This is a genomic window from uncultured Veillonella sp., assembly GCF_963534045.1.
Lineage (GTDB): Bacteria > Bacillota > Negativicutes > Veillonellales > Veillonellaceae > Veillonella.
This window is the reverse complement of sequence record NZ_CAUSQT010000018.1, coordinates 1-19,479: the sequence shown is the minus strand read 5'-3', so window position 1 is coordinate 19,479 and position 19,479 is coordinate 1. Positions and strand designations below refer to the sequence as shown.

Here is a 19,479-nt window from a genome sequence, read left to right as displayed (position 1 = left end):
TCATGTACTAATAGTAACTATAAACGACCATACATAAATCGTAAAATACAAAAAAGACGTACAATTTGTACGTCTTTAGTGTATCTTATTTATATGCTTTTTTAAAGTCTACTTGACCAAGTACAGTCCAGAAATAGTTTTGAATGGTTCCATTAGATACATATGGTTGTGTCGTAAAGTACAATGGCATAACTAAGGATTCATCAAAAATCATGCGTTCTGCTTTATGCATCAATGCATCACGTTCTGCACTATCTGGGGTGCTACGAATACGAGCGATAAGCTCATTATATTCTTCACTATGATATTGGCTGTCATTATCTTCAGCAGAAAATACTTCTAAGAAGTTTTGTGGGTCCCCATAGTCAGCAACCCAGGATGCACGAGCCACTTGATATTTGCCAGCCTCGCGATTGGCAAGGAACACCTTAGTCTCTTGATTCTGCAATCGTACATCAGCGCCAAATGCTTTATGCCATGTTGCTTGAATGGCTTCTGCTATCGCTTTATGCATTTCACTCGTATTATACAAAATCGTAATTGGTGGCAATGGATGATTTTCATCATAGCCAGCCTCTTTTATCAATTCCTTAGCTTGCTCTACATCTTCATATACAAGATAACTACCGACTTCACGGAAATCATCAGTTCCATTGCTTTCAAGCATACCATATGGAACAAATGCATACGCTTCTTCCTTACCACCTTTTACGATATTCTTTACAATTTCCTTACGATTAATAACCATGGAAAAGGCTTTACGTACATCAGGATTGGTAAAAGGTTCTGCTTTCACATTAAATAGGTAATAATAGTTACCAAGCATAGGGCCTATGTGCAATAAACCAGCTTCTTCTAACCGTTGTTGATCTGCTACAGGAGGTTCTACCATCATGTCCGCTTCGCCACCTTCAACGAGAGTAAGGCGTGTACTTTGAGATTCACTAATCGGCCAATTCATCGTTTTTGTTACAACTTCATCAGCATCCCAATAGTTTTCATTTTTGACAAAATTGAGCTCTCCATTATGTTGCCAACTCAACAATTTATAAGGCCCATTAGAAATAATTGTTTCCGCATTATTGCCCCAATTTTCATTATTTTCTACAGTTTTTTTATTCACCGGATAATAACCGTGAGAGGCCAATAATTTTAAGAAATACGCTGTTGGATGTTCTAAGGTAACAACTAATGTATCGTCATCAATTGCTTCTACACCAACATCATTGCGATCGGCTTTGCCATTATTGAAAGCTTCGCCATTCTTAATCACATATAACATATAAGCGTTATCAGCGCCTGTATCCGGATCCAAGGTTCTTTTCCAAGCATACTCAAAATCATGAGCTGTTAATGGTTCTCCATTAGACCACTTCAGATTAGGTCTCAAATGGAATGTATATGTTGTACCATCATCTGACATAGTCCAACTCTTTGCTATGGCAGCCTCTGGCTCGCCTTTATCATCTAAACGAACCAAACCATCAAATAGCTGTAATTGAACGGTCGCCTCAGGTGATGTACTAGACTTAGCCGGATCTAGTGTTGATGGTTCTTGTTCCAATACATATCGTATCGTATGCTCATCAACAATCTTAGGCCCGTTAGTATACCCAAAGACGAGTAGCAATATACTCACGCCAAAGGCTAGTACCACGAGCTTAAGCAATTTACGTTTATCCATCATGGTAATGCATCCTCTACAAATTCTTTCATAATGAGCCCCATCTGAGCTCCTAGTTGTTTTGCCCTATCATTACATAAATGACTCATTAATAAAACAAAACAAAAATCTCCATTCATCGTTTCTATAATGCCCGCATCATGCTCAACACAATCTAACGAACCCGTTTTATGATGGAATATTACATCTTCCCCCCAATGAAATGGCAATATATCTCTGAACTGTTGACGCCCCAGAATATTCCACATCTCATGGCCATATATGGTATGACGCAATTCATATATATGATGTAACAATACAGCCATATCCATGGCAGTAATATAATTTTCTCGGTTTTCTTTTACCGCTGTAAAATCCATCATCATACGATTGATTTCAAAATGTTCAAGCCCTAGTTGTTCAGCTCTGGCATTAATATTTTCCATGCCCAAGGCTTGTATCAATAGATTAGTCGCCCAATTATCACTGAGTACCATCATCAATCGACATAGCTCTAAATAACTAAAACTATGATTACCCACCAATTCCATCAAGGCGCCAGCCCCTTCAACACGAGGGCTCCGACTCAATGCAATCGTATCGTTAAGATCGAGTTGTTCTTGTGCTGCTAGATGAAATACATATTCCAAAATAAGCATTTTTACCATACTAGCACCAGTATGGACAATCGTTTCCTTAGAAGAAGCTACTATGGTAGCCTCCTCCCCTTCATTCAGACGCGTTACCATATAGGATACAGTGGCATCTGAAGGCAACGTATCAAGCAAAGCTGCCAATTGCATTTCTAAGGATTTCCCTACGATTAACTGTTCCATTATTTACCCCATTAAATATGCCAACATGCAATTCTTCTATCCGCCCATTCACGGAGAGGTGGTCGTTCTTCTAGACATCTACGTTCAACATCTGGACAACGATCACTAAACAAACACCCCTTAGGCGGATGCAACGGACTCGCCGGTTCTCCTTTCAATGGAGCGCCAATTGGAGCCCGCGGAACCACTTCGCCAACCATCTTCGTAAGAGCCTTTGAATATGGATGTTGAGGAAACTCATAAATATCAAGAGCAGGCCCCTCTTCCATAACAGCCCCTAAATACATGACCACCATGCGATGGCTAATGTAACGAACCATAGGCAAATCATGTGAAATAAAGAGATAGGAAATGCCATGTAAAGCTTGTAAGCGTTCTAACAACGTCATAATCTGAACCTGTATAGACACATCGAGTGCCGAAATAGGTTCATCAAGAATAATGCATTTAGGCTCCATAATAAGTGCCCGAGCAATGCCAATTCTTTGTCGTTGCCCACCAGATAATTCATGAGCATATCGCTCACCAAAAGACATATCTAAACCTACCTGTTCTAACACCTCTTTAACACGAATGACACGATCTCGAGGCGTATAATTAGGGTTTAACTCTAATGGCTCTTCTAATATTGTATTAATCTTTAATCTCGGATTAAGAGATGCATATGGATTTTGGAATACCATTTGCATCATATCCCTCGTTATATCTTTATGAATATATGGATTTACTTCAATTCCATTCATATAAATAGAACCTGATGTGGCTTGATGTACGCCCATCAAGGTATACCCAAACGTAGATTTACCACATCCTGACTCACCAACAATACCTAGTGTTTCGCCTTCCTCTTGGTAAAGACTAACACCTTGTAATGCATGTACCGTTTGTTTTGGTCTAAACAATCCGCCAGAAAGGGTAAAATTTTTAACGAGATTGTCTGTTTCCCAAATATATCCCATTAAAGTCCCTCCAACTTTGCTAACCAACATGTATACTCATGATTATTCCCAACATTGGATATCATAGGTATACGTTTTCCACATATGCGCATCGCCCATTTACAACGCGGATTAAAGGCACATCCACGAGGTAATTCATACAAATCTGGCGGTTGTCCTTCAATGGCCTTTAATTCACCATGCCATTTTCCCTGCGGCAAAGACATTAACAGACCGATTGTATAAGGATGACGTGGATCATTAAACAAATCCTCTACCGTAGCAGACTCAACACATTTACCAGCATACATAACCATAACGCGGTCACATAATTGTGCGATAACACGCAAATTATGGGAAATAAATATAATGCCTATTCCCGCTTCTACCGCTAAGGTCTGCATAAGGCGTAAAATTTGTGCCTCTGTGGTTGTATCCAATGCAGTCGTTGGTTCATCACAGATTAAGATTTTAGGGCGGCCCGCTACAGCCATGGCAATACAAACCCGCTGACGCATACCGCCACTCAACTCATGAGGATATTGGTTTAATCGTTTTTCTGGAGTAGATAGTCCCATCTTTTTCAACAAATCGAGAGCTATCGCCTTTTCATCATAATCATCACCATAAGCATTGCTACGATGAATCACCTCATAAATTTGCTCACCAATTGTCAATATCGGATTCAATGCGGTCATCGGATCCTGAAATACCATGGCTACCGTAGTACCACGCAATTCATTCCAATCTTCTTCCACATAGTCTTGACAATCTTCACCATCAATTTCAAATTTTTCTGATTTTATTTTAGTACGACCTTCCGGTAGTAGGCCCATCAAAGAATTAACCATGACCGATTTACCGCAGCCGGATTCACCAACAACGCCTAAAATTTCACCTTTTCTAAGCATGATGTCCTGATTGCGAATAATGCGCAAAGGGCCTCGAAATGTATCGATGGTAATGGATAGATTTCGTACATCTACTAATATATCATTCATCATCTATCCCCTTCCTTTGGATCAAATACATTACGCAATCCATCCCCTAAAAATACAAAGCCAAGCATAGTAACACTAATTGCCAATGCAGGGAATATCAATTGGAATGGATAAGATCTCATACTACTAATCCCATCAGATGCCAAAACGCCCCAACTTGCCATCGGTGCATTGACACCGAGACCAATAAAGCTCAAAAAGGCCTCGGTAAAGATGGCATCTGGAATCGCTAATGTCAATGTGATAATGATAGGCCCTACACAGTTTGGCAAAATGTGGCGCCATAGAATACGCCATTTAGGAATCCCCATTGTTTCTGCTGCAATAATATATTCCTCTTCACGAACTTTCACAATTTGACTACGTACAATACGTGCCATATTGAGCCAATACGCGATTCCCAATGCAATAAAGATTGAGGTAAGACCTGGACCAATAACAACCATTAACAAAATAACGTATAGCAATAATGGAATACCGTATAATACATCGACGATAGCCATCATAATTCTATCTGTCTTACCACCAAAGTAACCTGCAATTCCGCCATAAATAACGCCGATTACAAGATTTAATAAGGCAGCTACAATACCAATGGTTAAAGAAATACGCGCACCATACATAACGCGAGTATAAATATCACGGCCTAATGTATCCGTGCCAAACCAATGTGCTAAGCTAGGGCTTTGATTAGCATCTACTAAGGATTGATCTGCATAAGTATATGGTGAAATCATAGGGCCAATGATTGCCAACACAATCATAACGGCTATGATGCCTGCACCAACTACGGCCAACCGATTTAACTTAAATCGTTGCCACCAGTTAGGACGTACTATAAAGGAGGATTCTCGAATATTCGTATCGCGTTCAATAGGTAAAAAATCGTTTCTATCCATTACGCACGCTCCTTCTCTGTTGTTACCCGAGGGTCGATAATCGGATAAATCATATCAACAATAATATTCAAGACTACAATCAAAGTACTATAAAACACAGTAACACCAAGAATAACCGTATAGTCACGATTATAAATAGATGTTACAAAATATTGACCTAAACCAGGAATGGCAAAAATTGTTTCCACAATAAAGCTACCGGTTAACAAACTAGCAGCTAATGGGCCAATGTAGGTAATAACAGGTAAAATAGCATTGCCTAAAGCATGACGAATTAAGATATTCCATGCACCAAGACCTTTGGCTCGAGCTGTTCGAATATATTCCTGTTGATATACATCAAGTAAGCCACTACGAGTTAATCGCGCAATAAATGCCATAGGTTGTGCGGCCAATGTAAGTACCGGTAAAATCATATACGACGGACCACGCCACATCGCTACTGGCAACCAACCTAGCTCAAAACCTACCACATATACTAGAACTGCACCAATAATAAAGGTAGGAACAGAAATACCTAATGTGGAAACAAATGTAATAGCATAATCTATTATGCCATTAGGACGCATGGCACTAATAGCACCTGCTGCGATACCTCCTACAACGGCAACACAAAGAGCCAATAGGCCCAATTGCGCAGATACAGGAAATGATTCACCTATAATATCATTAACAGAGCGTCCTTCATATTTATAGGATGGCCCTAAATCCCCTGTAACAACACCACCAATATAATCAGCATATTGCTTCCATAAAGGATCATCTAAATGATATTTCGCCTCTATGCTAGCTTTAACTTGAGGTGGTAATTTTTTCTCACTTGTAAAAGGTCCACCAGGTATAGCATGCATTAAAACGAAGGTAATACTAATAATTACCCACAGTATAACAAGTGCGCTACCTATGCGCCGTAAAACATACCTTGCCATTCTATTCTCCTCCATACAATAAAATTTCTATATTATTATACTATATTATGACTCTAAATTTAAAGGTATAGATTTAATATTGTAATAAATATTTTATTTTTTATTTATTTCTTTTAAACTACATCTATTAAAAACTCATCTATTCTTCATATTATATCATGCATTACAGGGGCTTTCTATTATTCCACTCGTTTTACAGGTTTTAACGAATACAGTACAATACATATATACTATATTGAGGAGGTCTCTATGACTACAGTACCAAGAATACTTACTATACAAGATATGAGTTCCATCGGACGTTGCTCTCTAACGGTTATGCTACCAATCATCAGCGCTCTTGGGTGCCAAGCAGTACCATTAGCAACCGCTGTATTGAGTAACCATTTAGAGTATCCATATTTTGAAATCGTTGATTTATCTGATCATTTAACAGCATTTATGGATTGTTGGGAAAAGAATGAAATTGATTTTAATGCCATCGTCAGTGGATTCTTGGCCTCACCAGAGCAAATCCATCTCGTAGAGGAAGCAATTAATCGCTTCGGTAAGGATAAAATGGTCATTGTCGACCCTGCCATGGCCGATGATGGACGCCTCTATTCTATATATACACCAGATATGGTAAAAGCTATGCGCCATCTTATTTCTAGAGCTCATATTGTAAAACCCAATTACACAGAAGCTTGTTTTTTATTAGATAAACCATTCTCTACCGATTCCATTTCAAATGCTGAATTGCACGACATGTGTAAAAAACTACACCAATTGGGACCTGAACTCGTTATTATGACTAGCGTACCTTCCGACACAGATGCAACGATTGCCGTATACGAAGGTTCAACTGATACGGTAATAACATACTCTGTTCCTCTTATTCCTGTGAAAGCTACTGGAACTGGCGATATTTTTACATCTGTTTTATCTGGTGCCATTATGCGTGGTTTTACCGTTCATGAAGCTGCTCAACTGGCAATGAATTTTACTACAAAATCAATCCAAGCTACTGTAGATAACGTAAAATCCATGAAACATGGTATCGCCTTTGAACTTGTATTACCAGAATTAACTAATCTATCCAAATAATCTGTTTAAATTGTCCAAATAGCCTGTTCATGATATACTTAAACACATAGAAAATATACGTTATGTTTATTTTTATAAAGGGGACTTCATGGATTTATTATATCCAGTTCTACGAACTGTACTAATCTGCTTAGTAGGTTTTGGTATAGCATATCAGGGACGACGTAAGGGCTATACCATATTCAACCTTTCGGGGCGCTTTAACAGACTACAATTTATTATACTTTTCATAGCTTTGATGATACTCTTCTATATCGTAGATATCATTGAGGAACGCTTAATCGACTACATCGTAACGTTGCCTGCATATTGGGCTACACGTATTTTTGTAGGCGCATTACAGGCCATGTTATTTCCACTAGCCTGTGGATTATTCACTAGACGAATACATGATATTGGATTTAATGGTTGGGCTGGTATTTTATGGGCTACCATTATTATTTTCATCAATACCTATTCAGCGGTAACACCGTTAAATTATTTATTAGATTTATTCGTATGGATTATCGGATTCCTATTTTGGGTATTACCTGGTCAACCAGAGCCAAATAAGTATGGCTATCCTCCATTTATGAATCAAGAGCCAGTACAATCACAACCAATTACAGAACCACCGACACAAGAGGAACAAGAGGTTCGAAAAAAGGTACGAAAACGACGTAAAAAAAGATAATAAACCTAGTCTAACAACAAAAGGCTGAGCCAGAGGCTCAGCCTTTTTGTTATGCTATGTAGTTAATTCATCAACAACATTAATTCTATTAATGTACACCCAATATAAGCAATGATAAATTTAACCTTTTGTTTTCTAGCACGATCATCATCTGCTATTTTCAATCGATTAGCTAAGAACCGTTTGTCTCGAATCTGTAATAATAATTGCTTGATCCGCTCTTGACTTTGAGAGGCTACACATTCGTCACAATCTGTAGACAACGAAGCTTGCTGCATGAAAATGCGTCGGTGTAACTTACGCAATTGAATTTTTATATTATTATGTACAAATGCACTTTGCCACTGTTTTCGAGAGTCTACATACATATATACATACCGTGGGATATTCATTACTAAGAAGGATATAATAAAAATCCCTAATGAAATTAAAAAGTATGTAGAAAAAGAAAACTCTAAAGTCTCAGTTGGTAAATAGTGATGAAGAATTATAAATGTAATCCATACACCGATTGGTAACAGTAATACAGCGGCAATATCAATGGATCTAACCCAACTCGTTCTCGTTGGCACGTCAGGAACTGTAAATGTATCTACTGGATCATGAAATGCATAATAGTCTAATTGCAATACAGACTGTCCAGTTTTAGGATTTCCTAATAAAACAGGACCTGTACTACCTACATGACGTTCTGGCAAAGGAATAAATTTTTTGATTCTAGAATTGGGTACTAAATCAAATTGAAGAATTCCCTTCTTCTCAAATCGCACAGTAGAGCCTAATCGGCCAATAGCAATAGGATTAAAAAATATGCCAAATAGGCTAAGGCACCAGTTGCCTAAAAGGTGGAGAATCGAGTTCAAAATAAACCCACCGGTATCTATATTAGCAGTATCTAACTTAATAGCAAAGGAAGATGAATAGTCATCGAACCATACATCTTCGATGGTAAATTCCACATTAATCACATTCCCCCATTTAGTAATAATGGAGAGAAATACTTGGTTATTCGGCTCAAATTCAAAGGTTACAGAATAGATTAACCAATGATTTCGAAACGCAGCACGGAGCATCCGATTGACCATATCCTCTTCAATATAGAGAATTCTATGATCAAATAGTTCTCGCTCCACAGGTGCAGCCATAAGTGTCGTATCCTGTTCAATAATAGGAGAACGTTCATTTAATGCGTCATCCACCAACGATCGTAACTTGGTGAAGATTTTTGTCATAGTCGCTCCAATTTATGCACACTACACAAGATTTTTATACCTCAAACATTACAATTATACCATAATTTACCCGTTTTATCGAGGTATATACAGAGATCTACTAAGGCCTTTCCATCAGCTGCCACTTATACACTGGCCATCGTAAGTCGACAATATGCATAGAATCGCCCTTTCTTAGCAATTAACTCGCTAAAGGTTCCATCTTCTACAATACGACCTTTTTCCATAAAGAGGATACGATCCATCAGCTCTAAGCCTTCTAACTGATGTGTAATATATAAAACAGTTTTTTCTTTTGTGAAAGCTAGAATGTCATTATGTAATTTTCGTCTTGTTACTTGATCTAACCCCTCCAAAGGTTCATCGAGAAGTATAAGTTCAGGATTTCGCAAGAATAATCGAGCTAAAGCAACACGTTGACGTTCACCGCCGCTAAGACCTACCCCTCCACTGCCTACAATTGTTCGTAAGCCTTTTGGCAACCGGGTAACTACATCAGATAAAACAGCTTGTTCTACAGCACGTTGTACCTCATCCGCACTTGCATGCGGCTTGGCAAGGCGAATATTGTCCTCCAGTGTGGCATGAAAAATATAAGTGTCTTGTGTGATAGATCCCATTAAATTTCGCCAAGAATCAATCGTAACACTCTTTAATTCATTGTGACCTACCGAAATATAGCCAGAGTAATCATATAGCCTTTCTAACAAGGAAAACAATGTGGTTTTACCAGATCCACTAGCACCAACAATAGCAACAGCCTGTCCTTTTGGTATATCTAATGTTAAATCTTTATATATAAGTGATGAGTGATCATATCCAAAATTAACATGTTTCAATGATATCGTATCCATAGAATCTAAATCTACACAGCCTGTATCCTTGATTGGCAGAGGTGCATGCTTAATTTGTAACAATCGCCGAACCGCTACTAAACTTTCATAACCATGATGAACGGATACAATCATAGGCTGCAGCGCTTCAAACCAAGCTTGAATACCAATGGCACATACTACGACCATAACACTTGCCCAAGGGCCAGTTAATACATTACTTGCTAATAGGGCCGCTAACACAACTACAATCTGTACAATAGCAATAAACATCGTATTTCCTAAATTCATACCTTTAGAAATACGCCACTTATGGTACTCTACATCATCTATAGATTGCATCATACGCTCCATAACTAGATTTTCATTATGGTAACTAATGATGTCTTCTAAACTTTCTAATGTATCAGTCAATGTTGACTTGAAATGACCTTGTACCTGACTGATCATATTTAAGGATGTACGATGATAACGATATATGCCATATGGTAGTACAACACCTGTCATCAGTGCAGCACACCACACAAGCGTTGATAAATGCGCATCTATAGTACCGACACCAAAGGATACCAATATAGTTAATACAATGGCTGCTACAGGAGGAATTAAGGTGCGTAAATAAAAGAATTGCAGTACTTCAATATCCGCCATAATTCGGTTGAGCATATCCCCTGCACCCCATCGTTTAAATATGGCCGGTGCCAATGGTTCTAGATAGGTATAAAACCATACACGCAACCCATACAAACCTTGAAATGCCATTTTATGAGATGTATACCGCTCAAAATAACGACATACAGCACGGCTAATACCAAAGAAGCGCACACCTACGATAGCGAGACTCAAGTAAGTGATACCAGGTTGTAATGCAGCCGATGCCAGTAACCAAGAGGATACGCTCAAAAGCTCTACATTCATGAATACGGTCAGAGAAGTGAAAACTAAGGCAAGTACTAAGGACCAACGAGCAGGTTTTAATACGGAAAATAACAATTTCCAACCTTCAATATCACTATACTTAGTTTCATCGGCTTCATATGGGACTTTACTATTACTTAATGCCTCTTGTTGTTGTGGCAATGGAACCTCAAGCTTAGAAACATATGACACATCCTCATCATCCATTACAAACGAACCAGTCCCAGCATCTACTAGCGCCTTAAAATAACCATTCTGTGCCAACAAGGATTCATAGGTTCCCTGCTCAATTATTTCACCTTGACGCAACACATATAACTGAGAAGCCCACTGCATCGTTTGAATACGGTGCCCTACAAGAATAACAATTTTATCCTTCATCAAGCGCTGTAATGCACAACTGATTTGAGCCTCTGTATTCACATCCAAATGGGATGTAACTTCGTCTAAAATAAGAACTTGTCCACCATGTAAAAAAGCACGTGCCAAGGCAATACGTTGTAATTCGCCACCACTAAGTCCCATGCCGCCTTCACCAACGACAAAATCCAAGCCCTTTTCACAAATTACATCATGTAGCTCCGCTAGTTTGGCTGCTTCTAAAAGCTCGTCATCACTTACATCTTGTCCAAAGGCAATATTATCTCGTAGCGTACCATGCATAACATGAGGTTTTTGAGACACATACGTAACCTGTGTACGCCACCAATCCATAGAACAAGTTGATAGATCTATATCATTAACATATACACTGTTCGAAGGAGCCTCTAAAAAGGCACCTAATATTCGTGCAATCGTCGATTTACCAGCCCCACTTTCACCAACAAGCATAATAGGTTTATTACGACATACCTGCAATGTAATATGCTTTATACCATTACTTGTTTCTGGATAGGTATAATTTAAATTATCTAGGCGTATGGATTCAATTGTCCCTTGAATACGACAATTGCCACCTCGAGGTAATACAATAGGTGTATTCATAAAAGCATCAAATTTAGCAAGTGCAGTTTTACCAGACATACCGGTGTGAAAAGCAGCTCCTAATTGTCTAAAAGGTGTATAAAACTCTGGAGCCAACAATAATATAAAGAAGGCAGGAAGAAAATCCAAACCGCCATCTAATAGTGTAAGGCCTAAATACACCGCAATGATAGCTGTACTTATTGTGCTAACTAATTCCAAGACGAGAGCAGATAGAAAAGCCACACGCAATACGCGTAAGGTAGAGTCTTTAAATTCATTAGATAGTCGACTGATAACTTGTATTTGTTCCTTTGCACGACCAAACACCTTTAATGTGGTAATACCTCGCAATACATCTAAAAAATGACCTGATAAGAGACTCATCCGATCCCATTGCTCTTGATTCATCTTTTCCGCTTGTTTACCAATCAAAATCATAAACAATGGAATTAATGGTACTGTACCTATTAAAATAGCCCCGATAATAGGCAATGTATCCATTATGGCAATCCCCATTACTAGAGGGATGATAATCGCATATATCATTTGAGGTATATAGCTCGAAACGTAGGCCTCTACTTGTTCTAATCCATCAGTAATGAGATGTATCGTATCACCTTGAGATTCTCCTCGTTGAATACCTAACCTAAATAGATGCGCAAGAGCTTCTTTACGCAAAATAGATTTAACAGAATGGCCCAAACTAGACGATACATGTTCCTGTATATAAGAAAAAACTAAACGTAATATAATGAATACCGCAAGCCATGTAATTGTATTAGATTCATCCAACACAGTATGATCAAGAAAAACCAAATTATGTATTAATGTAGCAAAAAACCAAGCCTGTCCTACTATAGAAAGACTTTGTAAAATACTAGACATAATCAGTGCCAATAATACGAGCCTTTTACTTTTAATGACGCGAAGCGCCGTTTTCTGTATCATATCTAACCCCCTTTAAATCTAATTTTATCAATATTACATTCATCTTACCATAAAAATGAGGCGTGCCGCTACAGCACGCCTCACAAAAGGGCTCAAACTTTCACAATCGGTGAAAGTACCTATATTAATAATGTAAGTCTTTTTCTGTTACACGATGACGGAATGTCCAGTATACCCAAATTTGATATGCTAATACGATTGGTACAAATACCACTGCAACCGCAGTCATCAATGCCAAGGTATATTCAGAAGAAGATGCATTTGTAATGGTCAAGCTCCACGCTGGGTTCAAAGAAGATACCATAATACGAGGGAATAGACCTGCAAAATATGTAGCCGTAATCAAAATAACGGAAAGAGAGCTAAATACAAAGCCCCATTTTGTATTGCGCGTACGTGCTGCAGCCCAAGAAATAAGGAAGCAAACAACAGCTAAGGCACAGAAAATAGTAGCTAAGATAGAGCTGTACAAATCAGTACATACATAGGATGCAATAATCAACGCAATCACACCGATTGCAGTAGGTACACCTGTAACGAGAGATGCTGCACGTGCACGTTCAGAGATAGGACCTGCTGTTTTAATAGATGTAAATAAACCACCATGGTATGTAAACACTAAAACGAAAGCAACACCACATAATACAGTGTAAGGGCTAAGTAAATCCCAGAATGTACCAACATATGTCATCGTTTCATCAATAGGTGTACCTTGGATCAAGTTACCTACTGTTACGCCCCACAATAAGGCAGGAACGATAGAACCGATGAAAATACAATAGTCAAATACTTTACGCCATGTGCGATTTGCACTTTTAGAACGAAATTCAAAAGCAACGCCACGCATGATAAGTACAGCAAGCATTAAGAACAATGCCATGTAGAAACCACTAAACAATGTAGCATATACATGAGGGAAGGATGCGAATAACGCACCACCAGCAGTGATCATCCATACTTCATTACCATCCCAAATAGGACCTAACGCATTAATCATTTGACGACGTTCAACGTCAGTTTTACCAATGACTGGTAGAAGAATACCTGTGCCATAGTCGAAGCCTTCTAAGAAGAAGAAACCTGCAAACAATACACAAAGCAAGATGAACCAGATCACATTAAGGTTATTCATAATTAGTTCCATAATCTTGCCTCCTCTTTTTCTTCTACATGGTAAATTGTTTGCCCATCAGGACCTTTTTTAATGTGCTCTACAGCTAAATACAATGCGGCAATAGCAGCCAAGATGTAAATAACTGTAAAACCAATGATAGTAGTCATGATTTCAGGAGCTGTAACGGATTTAGAAGCACCGTTCGCAGTCAATTGAAGGCCATATACAAGCCATGGTTGACGACCTGCTTCTGCAACAAACCAACCAGTGGATTGAGCGATGTAAGGTAATGGTAACATCCAGAAAATAATTTTCAAGAATGTTTTATTCTCTACGAGTTTACCTTTAGCATTTAATACCAAGCCGATGAAAGCAACTAATAACATAATGGAGCCAGCCGCTACCATGATGCGGAATGTCCAGAAAATACCAGGAACATCTGGAATGTAATTACCAGGGCCATATTGAGCTTCAGATTTAGCTTGTAAATCTTTAATACCTTCTACCTTACCAGATGTAAAGGAGTTTTGTGTTAAGAAGGATAAGCCGCCAGGAATTTCAATGGCACCTGTATTTTGTTGTGCTTTTGTATCGATATTAGCTACCAAAGAGAATGGAGCTGGATCTTGAGTTTCCCAAAGAGCTTCCATAGCTGCCATTTTCATAGGCTGTTCTTTAGTAATATATTGGCCTTGATGATGACCTGCAAAAGCACCTAATGTACCAGCAATTAAGGTAATTACCATACCCCATTTTACAGAGGTTTTATAGAAATCAACATTGCTCTTACGAATCAAGTGCCATGCGCTGATAGCCATAATGATGACACCTGCTGTCATGGAACCATTTAATACAATATGAGCAAATTGGCCAGGTACATAACCATTAGATACGATGGTTGCGAAGTTTTCCATTTCCGCACGACCATTGCGAATTACATAGCCTACAGGATGTTGCATAAAAGAGTTTGCTACAAGGATCCAGAATGCGGATAAATTGGTACCTAATGCAACTAATGTTGCCACAGTAGCATGCGCTTTATTAGATAAGCGACCCCAACCAAAGATCCAAACGCCCATAAATGTAGATTCCAAGAAAAATGCCATTAATGCTTCAAGGGCAAGTGGGGCACCAAAAATATCACCCATAAAACGAGAATATTCAGCCCAGTTCATACCGAAATGGAACTCTTGAACGATACCTGTTACAACACCCATGGCAAAGTTAATTAAGAATAATTTACCCCAGAATTTTGCCATTTTTTGGTAAACTTCTTTACCGGTGCTTACAAAGGTCCATTCTAAAATGGCTACGATAACCGTCATCCCTAATGTGAACGGTACGAATAGCCAGTGATAGATAGATGTTAGCGCGAACTGTAAACGTGCTAAATCCAGTGCTTCAAACATGTCTTTTCCTCCTTAGAATTGACTCAAAAATACACACTTGATGAATGTCTTACATCGTTACGCATGAGATACACAAGGATTCATGGTCTCTAAAATCTCTTTTTCGCGCACAGCTAATTTATCGAAAGTCACACTTTCCATCTGTCTTACAAGTTCAGCTTGTACAACAGACATAGCTTCATTAACTGCACATTGGCCCATACATGCTTTTGAGCAAGAACCGACATCATACAAACAACGCTGTAAATACGTATCCCCCTCAACGGCTCTAATCACATCGAGCATGGAAATATCTTTGGGCTCACGATTTAATGCAAATCCACCATCCACCCCGCGGAAGGATTTCATGATTCCTGCTGCAATAAGGCTGCGCATTATCTTAAGCAAAAAACGTTCTGGAATCATCTCTTGCTCAGCCAATACACCGCCTGTTACCTTCTGACCAGATGGTAACATCGCCATGTGTAAAATCATGCGAAACGCATAGTCCGTGGCTTGATTTAATTTCATAAGCACTCCTTTTCCAATAACAACGTCTACGTATTACTACATTTAGTATAAACGATATAAAACAATACTGCAATGGTATTGTTTTATAAAACTGTAATTAATATCACAAAAAAGGACTATTAGTAAGATACTAATAGTCCTTCTCATTTATTATATGTAGTTCTAAAAGAATTATCCAAATAGAAGATGTCCTACTTCATAAGCAATGGCAGCTACTATACCAGATAGTGGAATTGTTACGAACCACGCCATGACCATAGAACGTGCTACGCCCCAGTTTACTGCTTTAATACGCTTAGAAGCACCTACCCCCAACAAAGAACCACTCACAACATGTGTGGTACTTACAGGTAAATGCAAGAATGTAGCAGTAAAAATAGTAATAGCAGAGTTTAAATCGGCTGCAAAACCATTAATGGTTTCTAATTTAAAGATTTTTGTCCCCATGGTGGAAATAATTTTCCAACCACCAACAGCCGTACCACAAGCCATCGCAGTCGCACAGCACAACTTAACCCACAATGGAACATCTAATGTATCAATATAACCACCGCTGAGTAAGGTCAATGTAATAATACCCATCGCCTTTTGTGCATCATTAGAACCATGTGAAAAAGCCATCATAACGGCCGATACGATTTGCATGGATCTAAATCTATCATTTAAAACAATAGGCGAAAATCTACCAAAGAGGAGTAGCAACAATTTCATGATGATATAGCCACCAACCATTGCTACTAATGGTGATAAGATGAGAGAAAAGAAAATCTTTAAAATCCCTGATTCATTTAAAGCATCAAAACCTACTGACCAGCCTACGGCACCAATGATGCCACCAATTAGTGCATGGGATGATGAACTAGGGATTCCCCAGTACCAAGTCAGTAAATTCCATACGATGGCCCCGATAAGAGCTGCTGAAATGATACCACTATTGATAAGAGATGGAGACATAACAATATCACCACCGATTGTCTTCGCAACCCCTGTACTCACCATAGCACCCAAAAAATTAAGTGCCGCCGTCATCATGATTGCTTTTTTAGGTTCAATAGCACGGGTTGAAACAGATGTGGCAATCGCATTAGCCGTATCGTGGAAGCCATTGATGTAGTCAAATGCTAGGGCTAGAAATACGACTAGCCAAACTAAGTAATGTGACTCAAGCATACTTCAATACTACCCGGCGGAATGTACCAACCAAATCTTCGCAACCATCGATTACATCCTCCATGGAGCTAAGGATTTCCTTCCATTTGATAATTTCAATTGGATCTGTACATTCTGTAAATAATTTCGCCATTTCTTCATGGTAAATATTATCTGCTTCAGATTCAAGTTTCAACACTTGATGTACACGACCTTCTACCTTCACATGATCCTTTTTAAGGCTACCCATATAACCGATAGATTTATTGATATGTTTAACACATTTTACGACGATTTCACTCATGCGAATGGCACCATCACTAGGTTTACCTACATGATACATAACCATTTTATCCATGATTTCTTTGATATTATCAAGTGTTGTATCTAATTGATCAATCAACAATTGGATATCTTCACGGTCCATCGGTGTAATGAATGTTTTACGCAAGCGATCAACTGTTTCATTAACTAATTCATCCGCAGCTTTTTCCTTTGTATCAATTTCCAAGAATGCTTCTTCTTTAGAAACTTCGCCTTTGAAAACGCGTTCCATCATTTCCGCACTTTCATAGGTAAGTTCAGCATGATTTTCTAAAATACTAAAAAACTTTTCTTCTTTTCCTTTTAATTTAAAAGCCATGGAGATCCTCCTGATACAGTACTGTTAGCTTCTATAATTACAATACAATTATAGCATAGTAAATCAGTGCGTGCCTATCTATTTATTGATTTCTCGCACCAAATGAGGCATTTCCGGAATAATTAATTTACTCATGCCAAGAGTAACGGCTCCCACCGAACCAGGAATAGAAAAAATTAATGTATTCGAATTTACACCTGCCTCTGCACGAGATGCAATAGCTTTGGTACCAATATCCTCCGTAAAAGAAAGATACCTAAAAATTTCACCAAATCCAGGTATAGCCTTTTCAATAATGGAATCCACGGCTTCAATGGTCACATCACGCATGGCAATACCGGTGCCACCTGTAGAAATGACCACATCTATTGATTCATCATTACACCAAGGAATAATGGCATTACGGATTTCATCGTAATCATCGATGACAATCTTTCGAGCTACTACATTATGATTAGCAGCTTCTAATAATTCTTGAACCTTATTTCCGCCTTTATCAGTTTCCATAGTCCGTGTATCAGAAACTGTTAGGACAGCGACATTGAGAGGTCGATGTAAAACTTCTTGAGACATATATCCTCCTAAAACAATGGTATCAAACCAGCCAATTTTGTAAATCCATTATCCCGTAATGTATCTCGTAATTGCCATGTATAAGTAATAAATGGCGCGCAGTGCAAACGCATCAAGAATGATAAATACGGTGTATCACCTTGGAATATGGCCAATCTTGGCAACGCATATAAATTTTGACCTGGCTTAACCGTCCCCGGTGTGACTGTGAAAGCCATCTTATACCCGCTTTCACTAGTAATGCGTTGAATTTCGGCATTATTAAAACCACCAGGATATGCTAAGTAATCGATGGGTTTTCCCATGAAAGCCTGTAATGTATCCTTACCACCTTTGATTTCATTATCAAGTTTAGAAGGATCAATGCGCGTTAAAATACTATGATGATTAGTATGACCTTCTACAATAAACTTATGAGCGTCCATAGTTTTTAATTCATTGATAGACATAAAACGTTTTGTATTAACAGCATCGCTAATCATAAATATGGTTGCTTGCATATCATAGGATTCTAAGATAGGCAAAACATCCTCATAGTTGTCGATATAACCATCATCGAAGGTAAGAACAATCGGTTTATCTGGGAGTTCCTTGCCTTCTGTCACATACGCATATAAATCATCGAGGCTAATCGTATGATACCCTTCATTATGTAAGTACTCCATCTGTTTCTTAAACTGTGCCACATCAAGGGTCAGTGCAGAATGATACTTATCATTAACTTGATGATAATTTAAAACGGGAACACCATAAAGCTTATAATGCGATGATAAACACCACATACTTCCTAATGCTATGAATAGTAATGCAACACAAATAATGATCGCATATACTATACGTTTACATATTGTTATTAACATAATTAAGAACCTTCTTACAATATAAAATTATAACTCCATACTATTCGAGGATAACATAACCGCTCTTTTGTTTCAATGAAAACCCTCATAGGTCATTCTAAATTCATATAAATAACCTATAAGGGGATGCATTAATCAAGTATTTATCTCTATATGCTTAATCATGCTTAATATCTAAAATAGAATGAAGTAGCTTCTGCGCATATATTTTATTATAAATGATTACACAAAAAAAGACACACCCTAAGGTGTGTCTTTTAGCTTAATCAGCGACTTCCTATCCTCCCAGGCCGTCTCCA

General features: G+C 38.3%; 17 protein-coding genes. 2 read left to right on the top strand and 15 right to left on the bottom strand.

Features of this window, described 5'->3' with window-relative positions:
* Positions 1–85 precede the first annotated feature (85 nt).
* From RYP29_RS04590 to RYP29_RS04565, 6 genes are read right to left on the bottom strand one after another with little or no spacing between them, the layout of a single operon-like run.
* On the bottom strand, positions 86–1,687 hold the full coding sequence (locus RYP29_RS04590) for a peptide ABC transporter substrate-binding protein (RefSeq protein WP_311532485.1): 1,602 nt from the start codon (positions 1,685–1,687) through the stop codon (positions 86–88).
* Positions 1,684–2,499, bottom strand: a complete 816-nt coding sequence (locus tag RYP29_RS04585) for a serine hydrolase (RefSeq protein ID WP_311532484.1) — start codon at positions 2,497–2,499, stop codon at positions 1,684–1,686. Before RYP29_RS04585 ends, RYP29_RS04590 begins: the two co-directional genes overlap by 4 nt.
* An 11-nt stretch (positions 2,500–2,510) precedes the next feature.
* Positions 2,511–3,458, bottom strand: a complete 948-nt coding sequence (locus RYP29_RS04580; protein ID WP_005379833.1) for an oligopeptide/dipeptide ABC transporter ATP-binding protein — start codon at positions 3,456–3,458, stop codon at positions 2,511–2,513.
* On the bottom strand, positions 3,458–4,441 hold the full coding sequence (locus RYP29_RS04575) for an ABC transporter ATP-binding protein (RefSeq protein WP_005379801.1): 984 nt from the start codon (positions 4,439–4,441) through the stop codon (positions 3,458–3,460). The genes RYP29_RS04580 and RYP29_RS04575 overlap by 1 nt, the downstream gene beginning before the upstream one ends.
* On the bottom strand, positions 4,438–5,337 hold the full coding sequence (locus RYP29_RS04570) for an ABC transporter permease (protein ID WP_005379826.1): 900 nt from the start codon (positions 5,335–5,337) through the stop codon (positions 4,438–4,440). The genes RYP29_RS04575 and RYP29_RS04570 overlap by 4 nt, the downstream gene beginning before the upstream one ends.
* Complete coding sequence (locus RYP29_RS04565) at positions 5,337–6,266, bottom strand: ABC transporter permease (protein ID WP_005379805.1); 930 nt, start codon at positions 6,264–6,266, stop codon at positions 5,337–5,339. The genes RYP29_RS04570 and RYP29_RS04565 overlap by 1 nt, the downstream gene beginning before the upstream one ends.
* A 249-nt stretch (positions 6,267–6,515) precedes the next feature.
* Here RYP29_RS04565 and RYP29_RS04560 point away from each other — a divergent pair, with 249 nt between their 5' ends.
* Together RYP29_RS04560 and RYP29_RS04555 are read left to right on the top strand one after the other, a co-directional pair.
* Positions 6,516–7,352, top strand: a complete 837-nt coding sequence (locus RYP29_RS04560) for a pyridoxamine kinase (RefSeq protein WP_118354316.1) — start codon at positions 6,516–6,518, stop codon at positions 7,350–7,352.
* An 88-nt stretch (positions 7,353–7,440) separates the two neighbouring features.
* Positions 7,441–8,025: a DUF805 domain-containing protein gene (locus tag RYP29_RS04555; RefSeq protein ID WP_016476575.1), complete on the top strand. Its 585-nt coding sequence runs from the start codon at positions 7,441–7,443 to the stop codon at positions 8,023–8,025.
* Between the two features lie 62 nt (positions 8,026–8,087).
* Here the strand turns inward: RYP29_RS04555 and RYP29_RS04550 are convergent, their stop codons facing one another.
* The 9 genes from RYP29_RS04550 to RYP29_RS04510 form a co-directional block, all read right to left on the bottom strand.
* The gene (locus RYP29_RS04550) at positions 8,088–9,257 is read right to left on the bottom strand and encodes a hypothetical protein (protein WP_005376590.1); all 1,170 of its coding nucleotides are present in this window, start codon (positions 9,255–9,257) and stop codon (positions 8,088–8,090) included.
* Positions 9,258–9,382: 125 nt separating this feature from the next.
* Complete coding sequence (gene cydD / locus RYP29_RS04545; protein WP_311532483.1) at positions 9,383–12,922, bottom strand: thiol reductant ABC exporter subunit CydD; 3,540 nt, start codon at positions 12,920–12,922, stop codon at positions 9,383–9,385.
* A 124-nt stretch (positions 12,923–13,046) separates the two neighbouring features.
* On the bottom strand, positions 13,047–14,066 hold the full coding sequence (cydB, locus tag RYP29_RS04540) for a cytochrome d ubiquinol oxidase subunit II (protein ID WP_016476573.1): 1,020 nt from the start codon (positions 14,064–14,066) through the stop codon (positions 13,047–13,049).
* Entirely contained in the window at positions 14,057–15,445 is a 1,389-nt protein-coding gene (locus RYP29_RS04535; protein ID WP_005379812.1) for a cytochrome ubiquinol oxidase subunit I, read from the bottom strand. The genes cydB and RYP29_RS04535 overlap by 10 nt, the downstream gene beginning before the upstream one ends.
* A 57-nt stretch (positions 15,446–15,502) precedes the next feature.
* On the bottom strand, positions 15,503–15,955 hold the full coding sequence (locus tag RYP29_RS04530; RefSeq protein WP_005375284.1) for an Rrf2 family transcriptional regulator: 453 nt from the start codon (positions 15,953–15,955) through the stop codon (positions 15,503–15,505).
* A 171-nt stretch (positions 15,956–16,126) separates the two neighbouring features.
* On the bottom strand, positions 16,127–17,125 hold the full coding sequence (locus RYP29_RS04525; protein WP_156931034.1) for an inorganic phosphate transporter: 999 nt from the start codon (positions 17,123–17,125) through the stop codon (positions 16,127–16,129).
* A complete protein-coding gene (locus RYP29_RS04520) occupies positions 17,118–17,747 on the bottom strand; it encodes a DUF47 domain-containing protein (protein WP_005375274.1) in 630 nt (209 codons plus the stop codon). Before RYP29_RS04520 ends, RYP29_RS04525 begins: the two co-directional genes overlap by 8 nt.
* 78 nt (positions 17,748–17,825) lie before the next feature.
* Positions 17,826–18,320, bottom strand: a complete 495-nt coding sequence (locus RYP29_RS04515) for a molybdenum cofactor biosynthesis protein B (protein ID WP_105084717.1) — start codon at positions 18,318–18,320, stop codon at positions 17,826–17,828.
* Positions 18,321–18,328: 8 nt separating this feature from the next.
* Positions 18,329–19,180, bottom strand: a complete 852-nt coding sequence (locus RYP29_RS04510) for a polysaccharide deacetylase family protein (RefSeq protein WP_311532482.1) — start codon at positions 19,178–19,180, stop codon at positions 18,329–18,331.
* Positions 19,181–19,479: the final 299 nt, after the last annotated feature.